This is a genomic window from Rhizobium sophoriradicis (assembly GCF_003939025.1).
Taxonomy (GTDB): domain Bacteria; phylum Pseudomonadota; class Alphaproteobacteria; order Rhizobiales; family Rhizobiaceae; genus Rhizobium; species Rhizobium sophoriradicis.
Genome location: NZ_RQIH01000018.1, coordinates 101,799 through 121,120 on the forward strand (window position 1 = coordinate 101,799; position 19,322 = coordinate 121,120).

The window sequence follows — 19,322 nt, forward strand, 5'->3', positions numbered from 1 at the left end:
GTGTGCCCCTCAAGACAGGATAGGCCGGAAAGGGGCGAATGCACTGGCAGTGCGCGGCAATACCGGGGCGAGTTGCGGACAGTGACGCAGGATGATGCTGGTCATACCGTTGTTCTCGATCCAATCGAGCCCCAGGGGCGAGTAGATTTCCGGCCGAAAGTCGACGGTGAGAAAACGGTCGCTCTGCAACCGTCGGGAGGCCATCAGAATAAACACGCGAAAAGCCGTATCGCTGAAGCCGAAACCGTCCGGCGGAGGCTCAGAATGCAGGCCGACCATGGTGTCCACCATGTCGATATTGCCATAGAGAACCTGCATTGCCCGCACCGTTTCTGGATCCGACGACAATTCCTCCCAGTTGCTTAAACGCGGCTTGTGCAACGCCTCGCGAAAGTCATTGAAGCGAGGAATTCCGCGGTGCCTATCCCTGACGATGTCGACGACGGAAAGATCGATAATCTCCTCCACGTCGCCTGACATCCGTTTAAACTGGCGTAACGCATTGGGGTAATTATGCAACGTGATTGCACCGGGATGTGCGATTCCGAGTGAATAGATGACATTGTGGAGCCGAAGGTGCCGCATTTTGGCATCGGTTCCCGCACCTTGAATGTCGGCGAAGCCCAATGTTTCTGTTCGCGCACCGGTCTCATAGTTGAAAAACTGATAATCGTCGGGAATGAGCGGATGGAGACGGTAGACCGAAACGAATTCCTCCGTCAGCGAGTACGGGATGCCGTGATGGTCGGGCACAGTCTGCGGAATGCCTTTGAGTTCGTGCGTGTCGAGCATCCAGATGCCGAGCTGCGTGAGCCAGTCCTTAGGCGCGCCGTACCAGTTCGCCGGCAGGCCGACTTTGATCGCCCGCGTCGCCAGAATAGCTGGCGTCCACTCAATGGTGTGAATCTTTGCGATCAGAGCCGATACAATCAATCGAGCGGTGTTGTAGATCCGGTCCGGCTCCCAGTCCGGATATTCGCGCATCAATGCTTCGGCGAGCACGTTGTGTTCACGAGCAAACAGCGTGTGCATCATACTGAGGCCCAGCCACCAGCTTTCGTTGAAGCCAGTGACGTTCATGCCGTTCAATTCGGTCGGCAGATAGAGATCCTCGGTGAGCTTAAGACGACCTCCGTCTCGCAGATCCAGCGCTTTTTCCGCTGTATTGCCGTAAACCTCTGAACCGTCCCACCACGGTGTCGTCATATTTTTGAAAATGGGGTAGCCGCCGGCAGCCATGCGGAAAACCTCATTGCCAGCAATGCGCATAAAAGCCTCCGGCTGACCGCCTGTGGTGCTCTTCCAGAGCTCTCCGTTCGGCATTCGCAATGCAATGTCGGTCTCCGCATTCCCGAGACTATGGCGCTTGTGGTTGACCCAGTCATGCACCTGGAACTGAATCCAGGCCGCGGCAAGCACATTTAGCGAGCGTGCCGGAATGAAAGCCTTTCGCGTCATCAGTTGGCGACTGACTTCGATTGGGTTCGGCTGCCCGAATAGCTCTGGCTTGTAGACCGCTCGCATCGTACGGCCGAACGTCGCTCCCTCCGCACCCATCCGCGGGTTTGAGAGATCGTTGTAGGTACCGTCGAATGTCCGCTGAGTGCGGACCGCCTCGGGAATTACTGGCGGCTGCGGGGTCGCCTGCGGTGGTGCATCCGGCAATTCGGTGTCAAACAAGTTCTTTGTGCGTAGCTCTTCCCGGAGAATGGAGATGTTAAGCAGGCTCATGCGCCAACCGAACCTATACCAGGGCACGTGTGCATTAATCGCCTTAAACAGGGCCGCGACAGCCCGGGCAATCACGATGTTGCGTAGCGGCTTCCGTTCCCGGAACCGTTGGTTCAAGCGATGCGCGGAGCTGGCCGTATAGGCTGCCTTGCGGACACGGTTGAGATTGCCCAGCGGGCGAAATGTCTCGGTCGTATTCCAAGGATTGAAGCCAAGCTGGTCGACAAGCCGCTCCATCGCCCTGCCAGGCGCCGCATCGATGTCCTGCGACGGAATGGTCAGCGTTGCGACCCCGATCGGCCTCGATGCGTCTTCCGTCCACTCGACCGCACCATCCTCGATTGGAGTAAGTTTCTCATCGACATAGCGCTGCAGCAGGAAATCGAACTCGACAGGGCCTTCGCGAAGCCGCTCGGCAATCTCACGATGTAGAAAGTCAGGGTCAGTTGCCGAGGCGGGCTTTGCCGCGGTCGTCTTGGCGCTTGGACGCAGCAGGAACCGAACTGGACCTGCTTCATTGCCCCAGAGAAGAGCGCCTCGGCTCCAATAGCCCTCTGTGGCTAGGCTGTCGACGACGCGCGCTCCCCTCAGGACGTTTCTGAGCATCCTGAGGGTTTCGGAAAAGCCGACTGCGAGGACGAGGCGCGGCAAAAGCAGCAGCTTCGAGCCGGACATCGCCTTGGCGAACGCCACGAATTGATAAGCGTTGCGGGCATGAGAAACCGGAAAATTCGTTGCGAGGAAATCGTGATATTCGTTCTCGGATACTTTAACGCGTAGCGCTATCCCACGCATATCCTTCTTGAAGTCGGCCTGACGGACACCGTTGGCGTTGGAAAGCCGCACGGTCACGTCGTATTGCTTGCCACGCTCAAAAAAACCGACTTCGAGATCTTCTGGAATATTAGGCAGAATCTGAAGTTTCGCATTGTCGACACCAAGTATACATTTCGCGTGAAACGCGCGACTTATGTCGCTTGCTCGGGCGTTCGCCCTATTGGCAAGTTGCACATCCATGATATCGCGTGCCAGCTCTGCAAAAAGCAATGCTTCCGCCTCAGGGTTTCCTCCCTCGTAATTTTCACGCCAGATATGGCCCGAAGACATGCACATCCCCCTGCACAAAAAGCATTGCTAAGAAAAACAAGAATGCGCGACTGGCCATTTTCAAACGCAGGCGTAGCTCCCCACACAATACGCAGGGCTGCGCAAGCTTATCGCCAGTCAGGATACTCGAATAAATTGCGAATTTGATGATAGCACCAATAATGGGAAAATAAAGTGCCATTAGCAAAGACCTTTTTCTCCCCATGACGGCATCGCAAGGGGCACTGGTTGGCCTAATGACTTCAACCAAAGGCGATCAGAGCGTCGGCGGCTTGAATACAGCCAATCGGAAATGCCAAGCGATCATCTTGCGCAGGGTTAGAGGCGGTTGCGGCAACTTCCCGACATAGTCAGCCGAGGTTTTGCGGCACAGCTCTGCCGCCTTTGCGCTCCAATCCGGAAATCTCTCTGCTTTTTCATTTGTCCGTCGGGAAGGTGCACCGATTTCGTGATAGCTGAATGACCGCAATTGACCCGTAGTTGCCGCATCCATCATGGATGCGACCGTTGCCTTCGAATATCCGATTCGGTCAGGGGCGAGTGGCACGCCGCTTACGATGAAACCTGTGAAGCAGAGACTTCGCTGCTCGTAGCGGGAGGCAACGCGCCGGAAGTGTTGCGGCCATTGGAGCACCTCTCGATGCAATAGCCGAAACAGTTCAGAGGCCGTCAGTTGCCGGAGCCATTCCCCCGGGGCGGGGCGGTCTTAGAGCTGACCGATGCCCGCATCAGTGCGAGAAAAAATGAAGAACGAAACGCCAAGCCTCGTTGCCAATCCCGTCCCGCGCTTCTTGCTGCTCGCCAATCGTCGCGATCGGCATTATGGTGCTAGCGCAGTTGCAACACTCTTCCACAAGCTTGGCGCAATTCCATGTTTCTATCCTTGTCGAGGTTGCCTTGCAAAGGAAAACCGCTTTTATGGACGCCTAAATAAAAAGGACGCCTGCAATGAACGAACCGCTCAGAAACCTCCTCGAAGCCGCCAGAAAAGTGCAGTTGTCGAAGAGTGACATTGAAGTCCAGCGTCGCAGCTTTGCATACGGCAACACTCATTTCGAAAATGAGATGATAACCCGCGAGTTGGTCGATCGCGTCGCCGACGAGATGGCAGATCAAAAGAAACATGACTGACGCTACGCGCCGCCACAGCGTGGCAACCGAAGCTTATTTGATCATGGATGAGAAGGCGCGCGCCGAAGCCGAAGCCCGCAACGGCCTTCTCCAGTTCGACCTAGCGCGCGACATGATTGTCGATGCAATCGACAAAGGGGAAAAATGGAAGCTTCGTCCCTCGATGCTACTGTCGCTTCACCGTGAGGCATTGCAAGGCATTAGCATCTATGCCGGCAACTTCCGGCCCGCTGAAGTTTCAATTGAGGGCAGTAAGCACAAGCCTGTCGGGGCATTTCAGGTCCCTGGACTCATTGAGGATTTGTGCGATTATGTCAACGACAACTGGACCGAAAAGACAGCCGTGCATCTTGCGTCGTTCGTGATGTGGCGGCTCAACTGGATCCACCCCTTCAGTGATGGGAATGGGCGGACATCGCGCATGGTGTCCTATTTGGTTCTTTGCGTAAAGCTTCAATTGCCCCTACCCGGGGTCAAGACCATCCCGGACCAGATTGTCGATAACCGGCGCCCGTACTTCGACGCTTTGGAAGCGGCCGATGCGGCTTCAGAAGACGGTGCCTTCGATCTGACAAAGATGGAAGAACTCATTGAGGGCATGCTCGCTACCCAGTTGGCAAGCGTCCTGGAGACCGCGACGGGAAAGCATTTTCTTTCCTGATCGAGGAGGCGTGGCCGGGACGACAGACCAAGTCTTCCGAAAGGCGGCCTGACCGTGGTTGTTGTAGTGCGGCGGCGCGCAGCAGCCGCGGCCAGTGCGGGGGATCGCCCAGCTACACTTGGGACGCCGCGCACCCACGTTCTCTGTTCTTCCAGAGGCCGACCGGCTTGCGTCCTGCCAGCCGAAAGTGAAATGGGCGCGGTCGTGCTGCCTGCGGCGCCTCGGCACCCCACGTCCTCACTATTTGCCCGTCGAGGTCCGGATTTCGCCATGGAGGGAGTCGATGATTGAGCATTCGTACGCATCACCGTTCACCATAGTCCGTTTTAGACGCTTGACGAGGAGTCACCGCGGATTCATAGTTTCGCTGGTCCGTCCCGGTTCGATTTCTGTACCAAACCGTTTCGATGATATCACAGGCGGAACAGTTCGCGACCAATGCAAAGCCGAGGAAATCAATTCATGGACTTCCCATCGCTCGCCCTTGACGCCGCCATCGAGCTCGACAAGTTGGAAAAGCGGCAGCCGGCTGATCTGGCGACTATCCAGCGCTTCGGTCACTATCTTGAGGCGCCGCCGAGTGGCGGACGGCCTGTCAGTCTTTTCGCCCTGAGTGAAAACCCGGTCAACGTCGAGATCCTCAACTCAGCGATCTTTCACACCGAAGGCGCCTCACTCAGCAACTTCAACGATCTTGAACAGTGGGTCAGGGATCTCGTCGCGCAGGCAAAAGCCATCGCCGCCGGTGAAAGCACCGGCAGCGAGGAGATTGGCTCCCTCAAGCGCTTCTGCCTGTCATTGCATCAGGTTCTTCTCGAGGAACTGACACCCGCGCCCGACGACGAGTGGATGCCGGCATATGACGAACGGGTCGCTTGACATCGATTTCGTGCGGCAGAAGCTGCTGTCGGTCATTGACCAGATCAAGCATCTGCAGACATCGGAGTTTCCCTATCAGGAATCGAGAGAAGCTCTTAAATTGCTGGCCGATCTTTACGGTCGGGAACTGAACCGGCTTTCCGGGATCGGGCCAACGACTGACCATACAATACGCCAGCAGGTAACCGCGCAGGTCAATGCCTACATAGCGCGCTATTATACCGTTCTCGGCTTTATCCTGCGCTCGACTAACGTGCGCAATGCGTTCGAGATCTACGATCCGCTTCTGCGCATGAGCCAGACTATCTACGGGCCGGAAGCCAAGTTGATCGTCAGCTCGGAATGGAGCTTTTCGCCGTTTACTTATCCCGCGATTACTGACGAATTCCCCAATCTCATGTTCATAGGGCTGCCAGCGACCGAATCCGGCAACCCGTTGATCGTTCCTCTTGCCGGTCATGAACTCGGCCATTCCATCTGGCGCAAGAAGCCGCACCGCAGCCCCCACCTTTCTGCCCTTGACGCAACATTGCAGAGCCGCCTGGTTGGCGAATATCAAAACAGCTGGAGTGAATTCCAGCAGTTGTTCGACGTCCAAACCAAGCCGGCCGACCTGTTGAGCGACCTTTTCCTGCGCAGCATCTGGGCGCGCTCCTACCGGCTGGCCACGCGCCAGATTGAAGAGCTTTTCTGCGATATCATCGGGCTGCGACTGTTCGGTGAAAGCTACCTTTATTCGTTCATCTACCTGATCGCGCCGCACACAGGCGAGCGCGCCGCCTACTATCCGTCCTTGGGCTCGCGGGTCACGGCACTCGAAAGCGCAGCGAGAGCGTTCGGGATCACCGAGCCGCCGGCCTTCTCGGGCTATTTCATCGATTTGCCGAAGCGGCTACAGGCCAACGAGGCGTTTTGCCTGCGTATGGCAGATCAGGCGTCCACCGCGATGATCGAGGATCTGATCGCCGCCGTAAGTGGTCACGTCGCCCGCACCGGCCTGGCTTTGCCTTCCGACGCCGAGCGCGATCGAATTGTGAAACAATTCTGCGCCCTGTCACCGGCAGCATCGACGACTTCGATCGGCGATACGATCAACGCAGGTTGGGCGATCCGGCTCAACTGGGCGCATTGGAAGAATTTCAACTTCCGCGAGGACACTAGACTGGAAATCCTCAACGATCTGGTGTTCAAAACCATGGAAGTCATGGAATTTGAGTCCCGCACGAGGTAATCTCTATGTTGAGCAGCACTGGATTGATCGGCCGGCTCAATCTCGCTCCTGGCGCCGACGGAGGCATGCTGGCAATCGTGCCGCGCCCTGATCTTGGACGGCTGGCCGCCGTGGGCGCCGCGTCGCTCGATCTGCGTCTCGGCCGATGGTTTCGGACACTGCGGCACTCGCGCACCTCGCTGTTGCGCGTCAGTGAACCGGATGAGGATCCGGTTCCGACCAAGGAACATTTCGTTCGATTCGGCGAGGAGTTCATCCTGCACCCGCACAATTTCGTACTCGGGACGACCTTGGAGTGGATGCGCCTGCCGGCGGATCTCGCCGGCTATGTCACAGGGAAATCGTCACTCGGACGGCGCGGTCTGATTATCGAGACGGCAGCCGGAATCCAGCCGGGGTTTGCTGGCTGTCTTGCCCTCGAATTGAGTAACGTCGGAGAGGTGCCGATCGCCCTGCAGCCGGGAATGGAGATCTGCCAGATCTTCCTCCACGACGTCGGCCCGGACGCAAAGTTCGCAAAGAGCCAATTTACCGGCCGCCGGAAGCCGGTTCTCGGCAATGTCCGGTCCGACGACGTACTCAGGCGGCTCAGCAGCAAATGATACGGCACCAGGGTTAACGGGAGAAAGCGAGCCCGCCTCTATAATCTTGCTGGTCATGTGACAAGACCCGGAAGACGTGTTGAAACCGGCATGCAATCGTTGCTGTAAAGAATGTCAGCAGTATTGTTTATATTGCTGATTCATACAACCATGGCAGCGTATCCTCATTGCAAAATCGAAAAATAAGAGACATAAAGTAGTATCCTTGGGGGGCGATACGGTGATTGAACTTGATATCCTGCGTTCCGTCTGTGAAGCCTGCGACGCCGAAGATCCCGTTCTCCGGCCAGGAATTATACGCTTCGAACTGGAGTTGAAGCGGCCAGATGACGCTGGCGGGTTGGAGGCCCACATCGCCGGTTTGCTGAAAGACGGCCGCTTCGTCCTTCAGCCGCTCGATCCCTTGCTCCCGACGTTCTATGTCCTGCAATTTCCTGGCGTTGCGCGCACCATCGCACCGGACCGCCTATTCGCGATTGCCGACTACCTTGCAGGTGAACTCGAACTCGTGTCCTGCACGCCCGACATCGGCTCGACACTTTACGCCGAGCCCGATGCCCATAGGCTTGACCGGACCAATCCGGAATCAGCGGCTGTCGATGCCCTTTGCTGGTCGAAGGCGTCGGCCCCCACTGATTTCCACTGGTCGGCAAAGGCGGTGCGCGCGCCCGAAGCCTGGGCGATTTCGCCCAAAAAGGGTGCGGGCATTATCGTCGCTCAGCCCGATACCGGTGTCGCCAGTCATCCCGAACTGGATACCGAGGCGCTTCGCTTCGATCTCGCCATCGACATCGTTGGTGGAGATAAGGACCCCGCTGATCCCCTTGATCCGTCTTTTGCCAATCCCGGACATGGAACGGCCACGGCGAGTGTGGTCGTAAGCCGTGAACGTGGCCAGATGGTCGGAACGGCACCAGCAGCGAGCCTTGTGCCGATCCGTTGCACGACCGACGTCAAGATATTCGACGGGACCCCGGTGGCGGCCGCCATCCTTCACGCCGTGAAAATCAAGGCCGACATCATCACCATGAGCCTCGGGGGGATCTTCTCAAGATCGATTTCGGCTGCCATCGGCGTCGCCGTCGATCGGGGACTGATCGTGCTTGCCGCGGCAGGAAATTGTGTCAACTTCGTCGTCTATCCGGCCTCAGACGACCGTGTCATTGCTGTGGCCGGTGTCGATTCGAACGACAAACCGTGGAAGGGAACCAGCGCCGGGCCCAGTGTGACGATCGCCGCTCCAGCGGAGAATGTCTACGTGGCACGCAGGACACCGAATGATCTCGGCATCGGCACGGTTAGCGGTGGGCAGGGGACCTCCTTCGCGGTAACGACCACCGCCGGCGTGGCGGCGCTATGGCTTGCGCGGTTCGGACGCGACAAGGTTCGGGCGGAGGCCAAGCGCCGCGGCGTCAGCGTCCAGGCGCTCTTTCGCGCGGCACTGACGGCGACTGCACGGCGTCCCGCCCGCTGGAACAGCTGGCTTTACGGTGCCGGTGTTGTCGATGCCGCTGCCTTGCTGCGCTTGGCGCTGGCGAAGATCCCGGCAGCAACCGGGAATGAAATAGCACCTGAAGCCGTTCCGGATGCGCCGGAGAGCGCCGCCGTTGCGCAAGTCTTTGCCGATGCCCAGAGCACGGATGTGGTTTGGGCGCGTTACGGCGCAGAGGCAAGCTACCTTGCCGCCGACGCCTGGAGGCGCGGCGACGCCGGGCGCTCCGCGCTGCTCGAAACCCCTGCCCGGCCGCTCCCGTCACCAGGGCTTCAAGCCAAGGCGCCCACCGTCTTGAAACGAAGCCTGCGATTTGCGAATGCAGTTCCACATCTCCAAGCTCCGATTCTTGCGCCCACACCGCCTGCGCGCCACCCTCTGACAATAATTGCGCCGTTGAAGCCTGGCCAGGAAAGCACTGCAGAAAACGCGCGCGCAAGTCTTGCCGGGACGGGTCTGAGGGACTTGCAAGATCTCATCGAAGGCACGCTGACGCAGATCGAATCCCAGACGGAAAGTACCCCTGAGGCAACCGCCGCACGCCGCGATCTGTTGAACAGCACCGAAGCGGTCGTCCGCCAGCTTGCCAGCGATGGCGAGGCGGCGCTTTCCATCGAAGGCAGAATCGTGACCGAGGCGCTTGTCCGGCTGAAGGGCCGCCCAGCCTTCAAGGTGGAGGATGGCGCGATCTCCTCGAAGCATGCCGAATTCACCGATTGGAGTGCGCTTCTGACGGCGGCCAAGCAATATCTGCCCGCCCTTTGTGCGAGCGTCGGCCGCATCGACGTTGCGGGCGCACATGTCGGTACGGGATGGGTCGCCGGTCCCGGGCTCGTCGTGACCAACCGCCATGTGGCAGAGGCCATCGCGGACGTCGTCGTCAAGAGAGGTAGCGGATCGAAATGGTTCATGCGTGACGGTGTCACGATCAATTTCAGCGACAACGGAAGGGGCAACGAATTGCGTTTCAAGGTCAAAGGGGTTGCCGCTGCTGGTGATGCCCAAATTGGCAGAAGCGTCGATTTCGCTCATCTTGACATGGTGGTGCTCGACGTCGAAACGGAGAACACTACCGCGAAGCTCCCCGCGACCGTGGGGCTGACGGGCGATCCCGGCGAAGCCGCAACTTTGCAGGATATCGCGGTGGTCGGTTATCCTGCCCGTCCTGATCGGTCCGCTCTGGAGGATCCTTCCGGCAAGGAAGCTACTGAGACGATCGGAGGCCGTCTGGCGATGATCTTCGGTCTCGACTATGGCCGGAAATATTTCAGCCCGGGCACCATCGTCCAAGCGGCCGGGGGCGTGAAGGCGGACGGCAATCACTGGATATTCAGCCATGACGCGACAACGCTGGGTGGCTCGTCAGGCTCCGCAATCATTACCTTTTCAAACGATCTTCCGATCCTTGGCCTGCATTTCGCAGGCCAGGTGATGACCGCCAATTACGCTCACTCTCTGGCCGCAGTGAAACAATCGCCATTTATCGGGGCGGATGTTACCGAACGGATGGTATGGAGATAGGGCGCGCCGTGTCAGAAGGTCCTGATGAGCTCGATCCCGGCAGGCTCTCACGTCAGGTCAAGGTAACCCGCGAGACGTTCGAAAAGGCCTTCGACGCCTTTGCCGAGGTGAGCCCTGACGAACGCATCCCGTTCAAGGCCGTCGCCTTGAAACGTCAGCGGGCAGCGCCCCTTGGCCCGGGCCGCGAGCGAGATTTCGCCGATTTCGAAGCTGCGCTGCGCTATGCGAGCGATAAAGGGTTCCTGCAGGGTTTCTGTTCCGCAGGCGGTGCAACGCTGTTCAAGGCAAGCAGCGAGGATGATGGTACTGGCGGGGTGGTCATGGCGGCCGCGCTGGTTGCGGATGCGCGCGATCGCGCGAGCGTGCTCGTCACCTTCGAGGCAATCGTTAATGACCAGGAGCGCTTTCGCGATCCCGACGACGTCAATGCCGCGGTGATGCGCGCACAACGCTGCACCTGTCGCATCGTTGTGCGCGATGGTGCCCGGCGTACACGGGGAACGGGTTTCCTGATCGGGCCGCGCCTCGTGCTGACGAACTGGCACGTCGTTCGTTCGCTGTTGGAACCTATGAGCGACGAAGAGGCTGCGGCCGCAGGGCTCGCCCCGGCAGAATCATGGAAGGCTGCCGCCGGCAGCGCGGCAAGGCTCGGCGTGGAATTCGATTTCACGGCACGCGCCGCACAGGCGGGCGGTGTTATCCGCATCGGTGTAATCGAGAACTGGCTGGTCGCGGCAAGCAGTGCCGAAGGATCCGAGCGAACCGGCAGTGAAGGTGCCGGCGACTGGCCGGCAGACGGCGCGGATTTCGAGCCGTACGACGATTTCGCCGTGATTGAGATCGCCGAGCCGGCAGGACTGGAGCGGCGCTTTTATGATATCGTCTCCGAAGACCCGCCTATGCCAAGAGGCAATATGGTCCTCCTGCATCACCCGGGCGAATTTTCGATGCGCCTGTCCTACGGAAGTTTCGATCTCGGTCTACCAGCTGCAAACCTTCTCGGCGGCGTTCCCGCGAAGACATCTGCGAGGATCCTTCATAGCGCAAATTCCATCGGCGGCTCATCCGGCGCACCTTGCTTCAATTTCGACATGATGCCGGTGGCGCTGCACCAAGCGGGCGTCACCTATGGCGGCAATTCTGATATCAGCGACGATAACGGCGATCCCGTGCCAAGCGCGAACGTCAATATCGCCATACCGTTGCGCCGTATCCGTGCCAAGGCCGGACCGGCCATCATCGCCCGGATGGGTGCTCTCCAAGCACTCAAACCAGCGCTGTCAAATGGCGATCCATTGATTGGGCGCGGAGAGTTGCAGGAGGCGATTGCGGAGGCAAGCCGGGGCAAGGTCAAGATACTCATCGTTCGCGCCGATCTCGGTGTGGACGGAAAGCCGCTCCAGCGCGTCGGCAAAAGTTTCTCAAGGCGCATCCTGCGGGAATTTCTTGATCTCGCCGAACACGAAATCGTCGAGATCAGCGCCGCAAACCTAATGCAGAACGCGTACCGCACTGCAGCCGCCCTCCTTGAGGCTGTCAGCGCCGGCCGGTCATCCGCCCTGACCCCCGTTGATGACAGCAGCCTACCTGCCGATCGTCAATCGACCGAGATCAACGACGTTGTCATGCGCGTTGCTGGCGAACTAAAGGCTGAGCTCGTCAGGATCGCTGGCCAGCGAACATTGTGGCTCGTCATCGACGAACTTGAAAAACACGCGCTGCCGGACACAACTACGCGAACGCTCCTCGACCGGCTTTATGCAGACGTCTCCGTCGAACCGTCGCTTCGCCTCGTCATGCTCGGCCTGGTTGACGTCGATCTGCCGTCACTGCAAGGCATCAAGGCCAAACGCCTCGAAAAGCCGCTGACGCATCTCGACAGCAGCCGGGTAGCCTCCTGGGTAGGCAATCGAGTTGACGGGCGGTTCGGCTTGCCGGACGTGGCGTGCGAATGCCTTGCCGCCGTCGTCTCGTCGGTCGCAAGCAGCCGGGTCAGCGAGACCTTCAGCATGACGCAGGCCGTCGCCGCGGTTGTCCGCAACGACCTCGACCCCCATCTCAAGAAACGGATGGGTGTATGAACGCAACCAAACATGACACACCCGAAAACGCCGCTCTCGTCCTTCGCCGGCGGGCCGCCGTCGTCGGCACGTTCGATCCGGTGGCTTTCCTGCAGCTGCCGGTCCGCGCGGAGGACAAGGAGGCCTTCGAGGACCGTGTCCTGGCATTCTTATCGCCGATGATGGAAGAGGTCATCGAAGACAAGCGCGTGCTCTGGCGCCTGCGGCCGCAGCCACGGCGCGACACTTTGAGGGAGATGGCCGCCGAGGGGGTACTGGAACAGACCGTCAGGCAAACCAAACCGCAAGTTTCTGATCGCTTCGGCCAAGTCCTCCAGGCAATGTTGAAAAAGGGGGCGGCAGCCGGCGATCCGCGCAAAATGTCGACGGACGACCTGATGTTACAGGCCTTGGCGCTCGATTTCGTCCGTTCCTTGCCGACGGATTGGCCGGTCAGGGAACCGCCGGTAGACCCGCGCGTGATGTTGGCGCGCAAGGCCGAGCGACGCCGGCAGGACTTTGTGGCCCCCCGTAAGCTGTTTGGCCGTGCGCTCGAGGCACATGCCCTCGACCAGTATATTGAAAGCGGCCTTTTGCAGCAGCCACTGGTCGCGCTCCCCAAACCGCCAAGCGACTTCGCACGCCTTCGTCCTCTGCTCGTCACCGGCATAGGCGGCTCGGGCAAGTCGGCTCTTGTCGCCGATTTAATGCGCCGCACCCAGAAAGACGACTGGTCAGGTCCGATCTGCGTCTGGATTGATTTTGACCAGCGCAACGTTGCTCTCGGGGGCGAGCGCGAATGGCTGAACGAGGTTACTCGGCAGATCGGCTTTGCCAGGCCAGCAGCGGCCGAGCGTCTATCGGCGATCCGGAACGCGGCTCGAAACGATCTGCACAGGCTCACTCAAGAGAGCGGCGACGTGGAGCGGCTCTCCGGTACCGAGAGCTTGAACGTTGTTTCATCCATGCGCGAGGAAATGCAACGGGCCTTGGGTGACGGGATGTTTGCCGAACAAACCCTCGTTGTCCTCGTCGATACCTTCGAGGAAGTCCTGGTACGCTCCAATATGAAGGCCCCTTTTCTGGACCAGGAGCCGTTCGGCCTTGTGCTCGAATTCTTGAACTCACTCGAAGTGCTCCGGTGCCACGACGGACGTCCGCTGTTCAAGGATGTAAGGGCGGTAGTCGCTGGCCGAGCGCATCCCTTCCAGGGCGATGATGGTGATGCTGCTCGTTGGTTCGAAGCACGCCTGGAGATCGGCGAGCTCGGTCCCGAGGCCGCGGTCGAGTTCCTGAGGAGCCGTGCAGATCGCCAAATCTTCACACAGGCGCGAAGCCGGCGCCTCGTTGGCGCCATTCCGCGGTTTCCAATCGTGCTCCTGTTGCTCGCTGCGTTTTCGCGCGGGCGCACGGCTGCGGAGATCGAGGAGGCTGCCACGCTTGCCGAAGGCTCAGGGGTTCTTGGTGCCGCATCCAGTACGCGCGTGCTCTATTCCCGCTTTCTGCACCGGTTGAAAGACCATATCGTCACCGATGCTGCCGGGGAGCGGCTGATTTCCAGGGACGACCTTTCCAAACTGGCACATCCGGGACTTGCGCTCACGGTGGTCACGCCCACACTTATCCGGGAGGTCCTTGCCGGTCCGACAGCACTTGGCGCAATCGATGTGCAGAAATCTATAGACCTCTTTGAGGCCCTCTCCCGTGAAGTCTGGCTGGTCGAGCGCTCCGGCGATGACGCAATACGCCACGTTCCTGTCCTCAGGCGCATCATGCTGCCGATGCTCGACAGCGACCTGTCACCGGCGGGAAATTCCGAGATCCCCATGCGCGAGACGGTTCGCGCGGTCCATCGCGCTGCCGCCAACTGGTACCGGGCTGGCGGTGGGGCTGGCGAGCCGGACGCTGCAACTCTCGCAGCCTATCATGACGCCTTCTTGGGCGAGGTCGGTTTACTGCTCACCGATCCCAGCCTGGTGCGCCGCCTGATTGACCTTGCCGGGGAAGACGTCTTCGCGATGCCGCTTGCGGCGCGTGCAATCCTCCGCCGCGAGGACAAATCGGACATCGGGCTGTCCAACCAGGAGACCGCAGCCTTGCCTGTCGACGCGCGCAGAAAGGCTGTTGCGACTCGCCGTGCCGAACGGGCGCGCCTCGGGGTCACATCGAGGCAGGCAGAACGATATGAGCCCATAGGCGATCTGGAGATGGAGCAGCTGGCGCTTATCGATGCGGGTTCCGATGAGCATTCTTACCAAGGCTCCGGCCACGGACGGCAGCTCGACATAGTGGAAGACATTGATACGGCTCGCCGGATCGCAGCCCTGTTTTCCGAGGCCGACTTCGAAGGCGTCGTTCGCTCCGGCCGGAGCGGCGTATTGCGGATGGCGGAGGCTCCCGAGCATGAGCCGCCCCTTGACAAATTGGGCGACTTGACCAGCCACTGGCTTTGGAAATGGGCATTGTCTTGTCTGGCGACTGGCGCCGTCCAGGAAAGCGACCTTCTGTGGGCAACCGAGAGCGCATCCTTCCCTTTTCAGCCATCGTCGCGAAACCCCTTCGCGCTGGGGACCCTCTTGGCGCTTGCCGTTGCGACGGTGGCGCTCGGACGTACCCCGGCTTTCGTCGACCATGCTCCTTATCGCGACGCTATTACCGCCTATCCGGTTCTTGCCTCTGCACCAATCGCGTCCATCCTATCGCTGCGCCTCCATGCGCTGTCGAAGTATTGGAACCCGGCCTTGATGGCCTATCCGCGGAACTATTTTGACGTCCGAGCGGATATCACCCAGGTCGTGGCCATCTGGGGGATGTTGAAGCCAGACGAGCGCGAGGGGTCGACGTTGCTGCAGATCCCTGGCACCCTCTTCAGGCAAATCGACGAATTCCAGAGTGGGCCACCGGCATCGACGGACCTTAAAATCCTGGATGCCCCAGAGGCGTTCTTCCGGGTCTCCAACGAGGGCGTTCCAGCCTATCGTTCCGCACACGGCGGCATGGCCCGGGCGATGGAAACCGTGTTGCGTGGCCGGACCCCGGAGCTTTACGACCCCATCCGGGCGGCGTTGGGAGACGTTGCTGCCGACGACCCCAGCGGGTTTGGCGAAGCCCTCGATGTGATCGCCGCCGGAACGCCTTTCTGGCCATCGGACTGTCACCCGGGCCAACTGTTTTCGACGCGTCACAACCTCAGAGAAATCGACTTTTTTCTCGCGCGACTCGTTGTGTTCCTCGATCTTGCGGGACTGACGCAAGACCTGTTCGCTGCACTCTCGGCAAGCGCCCAGCGCGGACGACGGTTCGTCGCCGTTGCCGGGCTCTTGCATCGCTATGACAGCCTGCTGCGGCTGCCCCGCTTTGACGAGATGGTGGCCGCTGGTGGAGCCTAAAATGCCGACCAGAGCAGGAAGCCGTTTTCCCAATAAGCTCGGCAGCATCAAAGATTGCGCTGCGGCAGGTACCTATGTAGGGCCGCGAAGAAGCCTGCCGATTTCCATGCGGCTCGATTTCCGATGACGAAGAGCGATGTCTTCGCGCGGGTTACGCCGACATTGGCGAGATTCGGTCTTCCACCAGCCCACGCGCGTGCGCCCTGTTGAGAGGGAGACTGCGCGCTCAGAACAAAGAAAACAATATCCGCTTCTCGGCCTTGAACTGTTTGAACGGTCCCAACCCGGTCCCTGACCCACGTCCGAGGCCCGTCTACCCAGCCGTCGAGAACGCGACTGTCGACCAGTTTGTCGCGGAGATTGTCCTGAACGACGACAAATGGCGTGATGACACGTCAATCAGCACCGAACATTCACCCCTTTTGCTTATCCAATTTTGACCCCCCTGTGCTGTAGATCAGCGCTTGGCCTGCCCGGCGCTGGCCGGGGTTGCAGAGGGTAGGCCAAGTGCGGGTGATGATCTTCTTCGACTTTAGCTTTGAGAGCGGTTCTTGAAGCGCCAGGACTCATTGCCGGTCTCGACAATCTCGCAGTGATGGGTCAGGCGGTCGAGAAGTGCCGTCGTCATCTTGGCATCGCCGAACACCGTCGGCCATTCACCGAACGCCAGGTTCGTGGTGACAATGATCGACGTGCGCTCGTAGAGCCTGCTGATCAGATGGAATAGGAGTTGGCCGCCGGCCAGGGCGAAAGGCAGGTAGTCGCGCCCATTGCGCACGAGGCGCGGCGCGTCGAAGCAAAGAACAGTACCGACTTTGCCGACGGACAATGCAGCCACCAGCTTCTCAGGAGCTGGACGGGCAACCATTCCGCTGGCTGAACGTCTGAGATCATCATCGATGACCTCAACGGTGCGGAAGCCGCGATGCCGCCCGAAGTCAACCAGTTCATATATTGCCGGCGACAGCTCGCAGGATTGTTCTCAACGTGGCCTTTGCTCGACTGCCTTACGTAAACAATGGCTTTCGCTTGTCGCTTTCAATTTGCGATTTCAAACGGCGGAATACCTTAAGTCAGTTGGACTTAACGGGCAGAATCAGCCCAATTTTCAGCTAAGGATTTCATGGTTTACAATTGCAAATGCGGTTAAGGTCTTGGATCAGCGCCACTTCCCAAGGGAGGTGTTGTTCGTCGCGATGCATCGTATGCAAGCAAAATTGTGTCCACCGATAAGCCTTAGTCACTCGCAGCCAGTCTTGACCTGCGGAGATGGCGTCCGATTTTCAGCTGGCGCTTGAATGAAATCCCTAGCTGAAATTCACAACGCCGGATCCCGGGTGCCTGGCAAATCGGCGACGGCGTCGAATTTACGGTTCGTTAACCATTTGAATTAACCACGTTCTTTTGGAATAAGGAATTGAACTTGGCCCTTACTTCCGTCGCACCGAGGGCGTTTTTTTGAGGCAATCACCTCCGATAAGTAATGCTTATCGGAAGCGATTGCTATAACGCCGCAAATCAGCGATGTCGGTCGTCCTGGATCGGCGGATTCGCCCGGAAATCCGGGCATTTAGGGCAATTTCGCCCGGGATGACCGGACTCTCAATCGCAAAATTCGACGGCCGCCGTCGGCACACATGGCCGGTCCTCATTTCCGGAATTGAGCGCCGGCGCCCTTCAGCAGGCTTCTCCGCCCGCAGCCATCACCAAAGCCGCTGTTTTTCCAGCATTTCCGCCCTGGAAGCCCGCTGACGCGCATTTGCCACCGCGGACGCTCCGTTGCTCGTCCGCGGTAGCATTTTGAGTCTGACGGGCCGCTATTCAATGGCTAAAACACGCTTGCAACTGTTCGATTTCTAACGCATGCCTTATCTGTACAAACTACTTCGAGACAGGGCCGTTACAAGCGCGATGGCAAAGCCACAAACATTTGACAACCAACAATCTCCCAAGCGGCTGATCGGTTATGCCCGGGTGTCGACGGATGAACAGGTCCACGATGCCCAGTTGGACGAGCTGCGTGCAGCCGGCTGCGATCGGATCCATCAGGAGCATGGTTCCGGAGCATCGCGGGCTCGACCGGTGCTGACGCGATTACTCGCTGAACTTAGCGCCGGCGACGTCCTCATTGTCGTGCGCCTCGATCGACTGGCCCGATCCGTCAGTCATCTCTTGTCGGTGATCGAGGACCTCGAGGCCCGCGGCGTGCATTTCCGGTCGATCCGCGATCCAATCGATACGTCGACCCCGCAGGGCATGTTTTCCCTTCAGGTCCTCGGCGCCGTCGCGCAGCTCGAGCGGGCGCTAATCGCTGAGCGTACCAAAGCCGGCATTAAGGCGGCGAAGGCACGCGGCAAGCTTCCTGGAAATCCCGGTCTGCGAGAACGACGGCCGGAGGCGATCAAGGCAATCTCGCAGGCACGGGAGAAGCTCTATCTCGATGAACTCATTGCATCGGCGCAGACGTGGCTGCCGATGGTGCGTCAACTCCGGCCGCAGCACAGTTGGGACAATGTCGTGCGGGTTCTCAATCGCCGTGGCCACGACTGGACCGTCGAACGCCTTCGTCGCGCTGTTCATCGCATGGTACGCGAAAAGCTCGCGGAGAAGGAACTCCTTGCTCGATCCCCTCGCCGGGCTCCCGAAGACTATCTGATGAAGCTGGTGGCGGCAATTGCCATTGCCGATCCCAACCTGTCGCTGCGCGACATTGCCGCGCAACTGGACCAGATGGGAGAACGGCCTGTGCGCAGCGGCAAGAACTGGCAACCGTCCTCGGTGCGGGTCCTGCTGGACGAAGCCCACCGATTTGGCCTCATTCGCCGTTGAGGGCATGGTTCATCCGACGCCCGATGGCAGAGAGTCTTTTCTTGTCGCTATTCGACTGCATAGCCGTCAGGTCCGGCCTTTGGGGATCTGTAGCGCCAGGACCGCTAGTCGCTATCGCTCCGCGGTTTCAGCTCAGCGCCTACATCCTCGCCGCGGAGCCGGCTTCCTCCGCCTGCTCGCCCCCTCCCCCGGAACGTGCTGAAGGCTTCAGCCGCGGTGATTATGATCCGCAGAGGCGCGCGGGCCATGACCCTCGGCGGCGCGGGTAAAAGCAGAGGACAGCCGCTCCCCTCGCTACCAAAAAGCCGTCTCGGCTGCACGACGAATTCGGGCGCGAGCCGGAACTCAGTCAGACAGTATTTGTTTCTTTTACAATCCGTCCGCGTTTCGGCGTTCTTTCAAGGATGCTCGACAATTTGATTGAGCCATTTGTCCGCGCCGCCAGCTATATTTCCTACAAGAATGATTACGGCCGAAGATCTGCAAACATTCGTTTTACGACCAGCAAATTTCGACTGTCCTCGAAGCCTGGGAGGTCTTCGTCCTGAAGCATCCTGCGGAGACCGCCGTTAAGATTACAAAGCAATGTCTCCTTTCAGTCGTGACAAACACCGCGATTGTTCGTTCGAACACGAAGCCGCTCAATCGGCTCCGTGCATCAACTGACCTTACTACACCAGCCGCATAGA

13 protein-coding genes and 2 pseudogenes are annotated in these 19,322 nt (G+C 59.3%); 9 read left to right on the plus strand and 6 right to left on the minus strand.

The annotated features are described in order from the left end of the window. Positions 1 to 9: 9 nt before the first annotated feature. From EFR00_RS26890 to EFR00_RS26895, 3 genes are all read right to left on the minus strand, one after another. The gene (locus EFR00_RS26890) at positions 10 to 2,838 is read right to left on the minus strand and encodes a peroxidase family protein (protein WP_199287286.1); all 2,829 of its coding nucleotides are present in this window, start codon (positions 2,836 to 2,838) and stop codon (positions 10 to 12) included. Further along, positions 2,813 to 3,019: a hypothetical protein gene (locus EFR00_RS33185; RefSeq protein ID WP_016737373.1), complete on the minus strand. Its 207-nt coding sequence runs from the start codon at positions 3,017 to 3,019 to the stop codon at positions 2,813 to 2,815. Before EFR00_RS33185 ends, EFR00_RS26890 begins: the two co-directional genes overlap by 26 nt. Before the next feature lie 75 nt (positions 3,020 to 3,094). Further along, on the minus strand, positions 3,095 to 3,334 hold the full coding sequence (locus EFR00_RS26895) for a hypothetical protein (protein ID WP_125462013.1): 240 nt from the start codon (positions 3,332 to 3,334) through the stop codon (positions 3,095 to 3,097). 452 nt (positions 3,335 to 3,786) lie between these two features. Between EFR00_RS26895 and EFR00_RS26900 the strand changes: the two genes are divergently transcribed. From EFR00_RS26900 to EFR00_RS26935, 8 genes are all read left to right on the plus strand, one after another. Beyond that, complete coding sequence (locus EFR00_RS26900) at positions 3,787 to 3,969, plus strand: hypothetical protein (protein WP_009991623.1); 183 nt, start codon at positions 3,787 to 3,789, stop codon at positions 3,967 to 3,969. Continuing rightward, positions 3,962 to 4,630: a Fic family protein gene (locus tag EFR00_RS26905; RefSeq protein WP_016737371.1), complete on the plus strand. Its 669-nt coding sequence runs from the start codon at positions 3,962 to 3,964 to the stop codon at positions 4,628 to 4,630. Before EFR00_RS26900 ends, EFR00_RS26905 begins: the two co-directional genes overlap by 8 nt. Before the next feature lie 462 nt (positions 4,631 to 5,092). Continuing rightward, the gene (locus EFR00_RS26910; protein ID WP_016737370.1) at positions 5,093 to 5,509 is read left to right on the plus strand and encodes a hypothetical protein; all 417 of its coding nucleotides are present in this window, start codon (positions 5,093 to 5,095) and stop codon (positions 5,507 to 5,509) included. Continuing rightward, positions 5,490 to 6,740, plus strand: coding sequence for a hypothetical protein (locus tag EFR00_RS26915; protein ID WP_016737369.1), 1,251 nt, complete (start codon positions 5,490 to 5,492; stop codon positions 6,738 to 6,740). Before EFR00_RS26910 ends, EFR00_RS26915 begins: the two co-directional genes overlap by 20 nt. Positions 6,741 to 6,745: 5 nt before the next feature. Then, positions 6,746 to 7,342: a dCTP deaminase gene (dcd, locus tag EFR00_RS26920; protein WP_016737368.1), complete on the plus strand. Its 597-nt coding sequence runs from the start codon at positions 6,746 to 6,748 to the stop codon at positions 7,340 to 7,342. A 220-nt stretch (positions 7,343 to 7,562) separates the two neighbouring features. Then, the gene (locus EFR00_RS26925; RefSeq protein WP_125462012.1) at positions 7,563 to 10,355 is read left to right on the plus strand and encodes a S8 family serine peptidase; all 2,793 of its coding nucleotides are present in this window, start codon (positions 7,563 to 7,565) and stop codon (positions 10,353 to 10,355) included. 8 nt (positions 10,356 to 10,363) lie between these two features. Further along, positions 10,364 to 12,436 carry a trypsin-like serine peptidase gene (locus tag EFR00_RS26930; RefSeq protein ID WP_064820001.1) on the plus strand — a complete coding sequence of 691 codons (2,073 nt, stop codon included), beginning with the start codon at positions 10,364 to 10,366 and terminating at the stop codon, positions 12,434 to 12,436. After that, complete coding sequence (locus EFR00_RS26935) at positions 12,433 to 15,804, plus strand: AAA family ATPase (protein WP_016737365.1); 3,372 nt, start codon at positions 12,433 to 12,435, stop codon at positions 15,802 to 15,804. Before EFR00_RS26930 ends, EFR00_RS26935 begins: the two co-directional genes overlap by 4 nt. A 47-nt stretch (positions 15,805 to 15,851) precedes the next feature. On the opposite strand, the gene EFR00_RS26940 is transcribed toward EFR00_RS26935, so the two are convergent. From EFR00_RS26940 to EFR00_RS34310, 3 genes and pseudogenes are all read right to left on the minus strand, one after another. Further along, positions 15,852 to 16,193: an AAA domain-containing protein gene (locus tag EFR00_RS26940; RefSeq protein WP_077991556.1), complete on the minus strand. Its 342-nt coding sequence runs from the start codon at positions 16,191 to 16,193 to the stop codon at positions 15,852 to 15,854. Between the two features lie 143 nt (positions 16,194 to 16,336). Next, a pseudogene (locus EFR00_RS33960) lies at positions 16,337 to 16,564 on the minus strand (ATP-binding protein); the annotation flags it as partial. After that, positions 16,562 to 16,824 (minus strand): annotated as a pseudogene (locus EFR00_RS34310) (recombinase family protein); the annotation flags it as partial. The pseudogenes EFR00_RS34310 and EFR00_RS33960, both read right to left, overlap by 3 nt. A gap of 891 nt (positions 16,825 to 17,715) precedes the next feature. Between EFR00_RS34310 and EFR00_RS26950 the strand changes: the two are divergent. Beyond that, positions 17,716 to 18,633 (plus strand): recombinase family protein, encoded by a 918-nt coding sequence (locus tag EFR00_RS26950; protein WP_008534020.1) that lies wholly within the window; start codon positions 17,716 to 17,718, stop codon positions 18,631 to 18,633. The last annotated feature ends 689 nt before the right edge of the window (positions 18,634 to 19,322 follow it).

What these genes read in the sequence shown, in the direction of transcription:
- EFR00_RS26890 (WP_199287286.1), bottom strand. Translation starts at nt 2,838, where the DNA reads ATGTCTTCGGGCCATATCTGGCGTGAAAATTACGAGGGAGGAAACCCT.
- EFR00_RS33185 (WP_016737373.1), bottom strand. Translation starts at nt 3,019, where the DNA reads ATGGCACTTTATTTTCCCATTATTGGTGCTATCATCAAATTCGCAATT.
- EFR00_RS26895 (WP_125462013.1), bottom strand. Translation starts at nt 3,334, where the DNA reads ATGATGGATGCGGCAACTACGGGTCAATTGCGGTCATTCAGCTATCAC.
- EFR00_RS26900 (WP_009991623.1), top strand. Translation starts at nt 3,787, where the DNA reads ATGAACGAACCGCTCAGAAACCTCCTCGAAGCCGCCAGAAAAGTGCAG.
- EFR00_RS26905 (WP_016737371.1), top strand. Translation starts at nt 3,962, where the DNA reads ATGACTGACGCTACGCGCCGCCACAGCGTGGCAACCGAAGCTTATTTG.
- EFR00_RS26910 (WP_016737370.1), top strand. Translation starts at nt 5,093, where the DNA reads ATGGACTTCCCATCGCTCGCCCTTGACGCCGCCATCGAGCTCGACAAG.
- EFR00_RS26915 (WP_016737369.1), top strand. Translation starts at nt 5,490, where the DNA reads ATGACGAACGGGTCGCTTGACATCGATTTCGTGCGGCAGAAGCTGCTG.
- dcd (WP_016737368.1), top strand. Translation starts at nt 6,746, where the DNA reads ATGTTGAGCAGCACTGGATTGATCGGCCGGCTCAATCTCGCTCCTGGC.
- EFR00_RS26935 (WP_016737365.1), top strand. Translation starts at nt 12,433, where the DNA reads ATGAACGCAACCAAACATGACACACCCGAAAACGCCGCTCTCGTCCTT.
- EFR00_RS26950 (WP_008534020.1), top strand. Translation starts at nt 17,716, where the DNA reads ATGGCAAAGCCACAAACATTTGACAACCAACAATCTCCCAAGCGGCTG.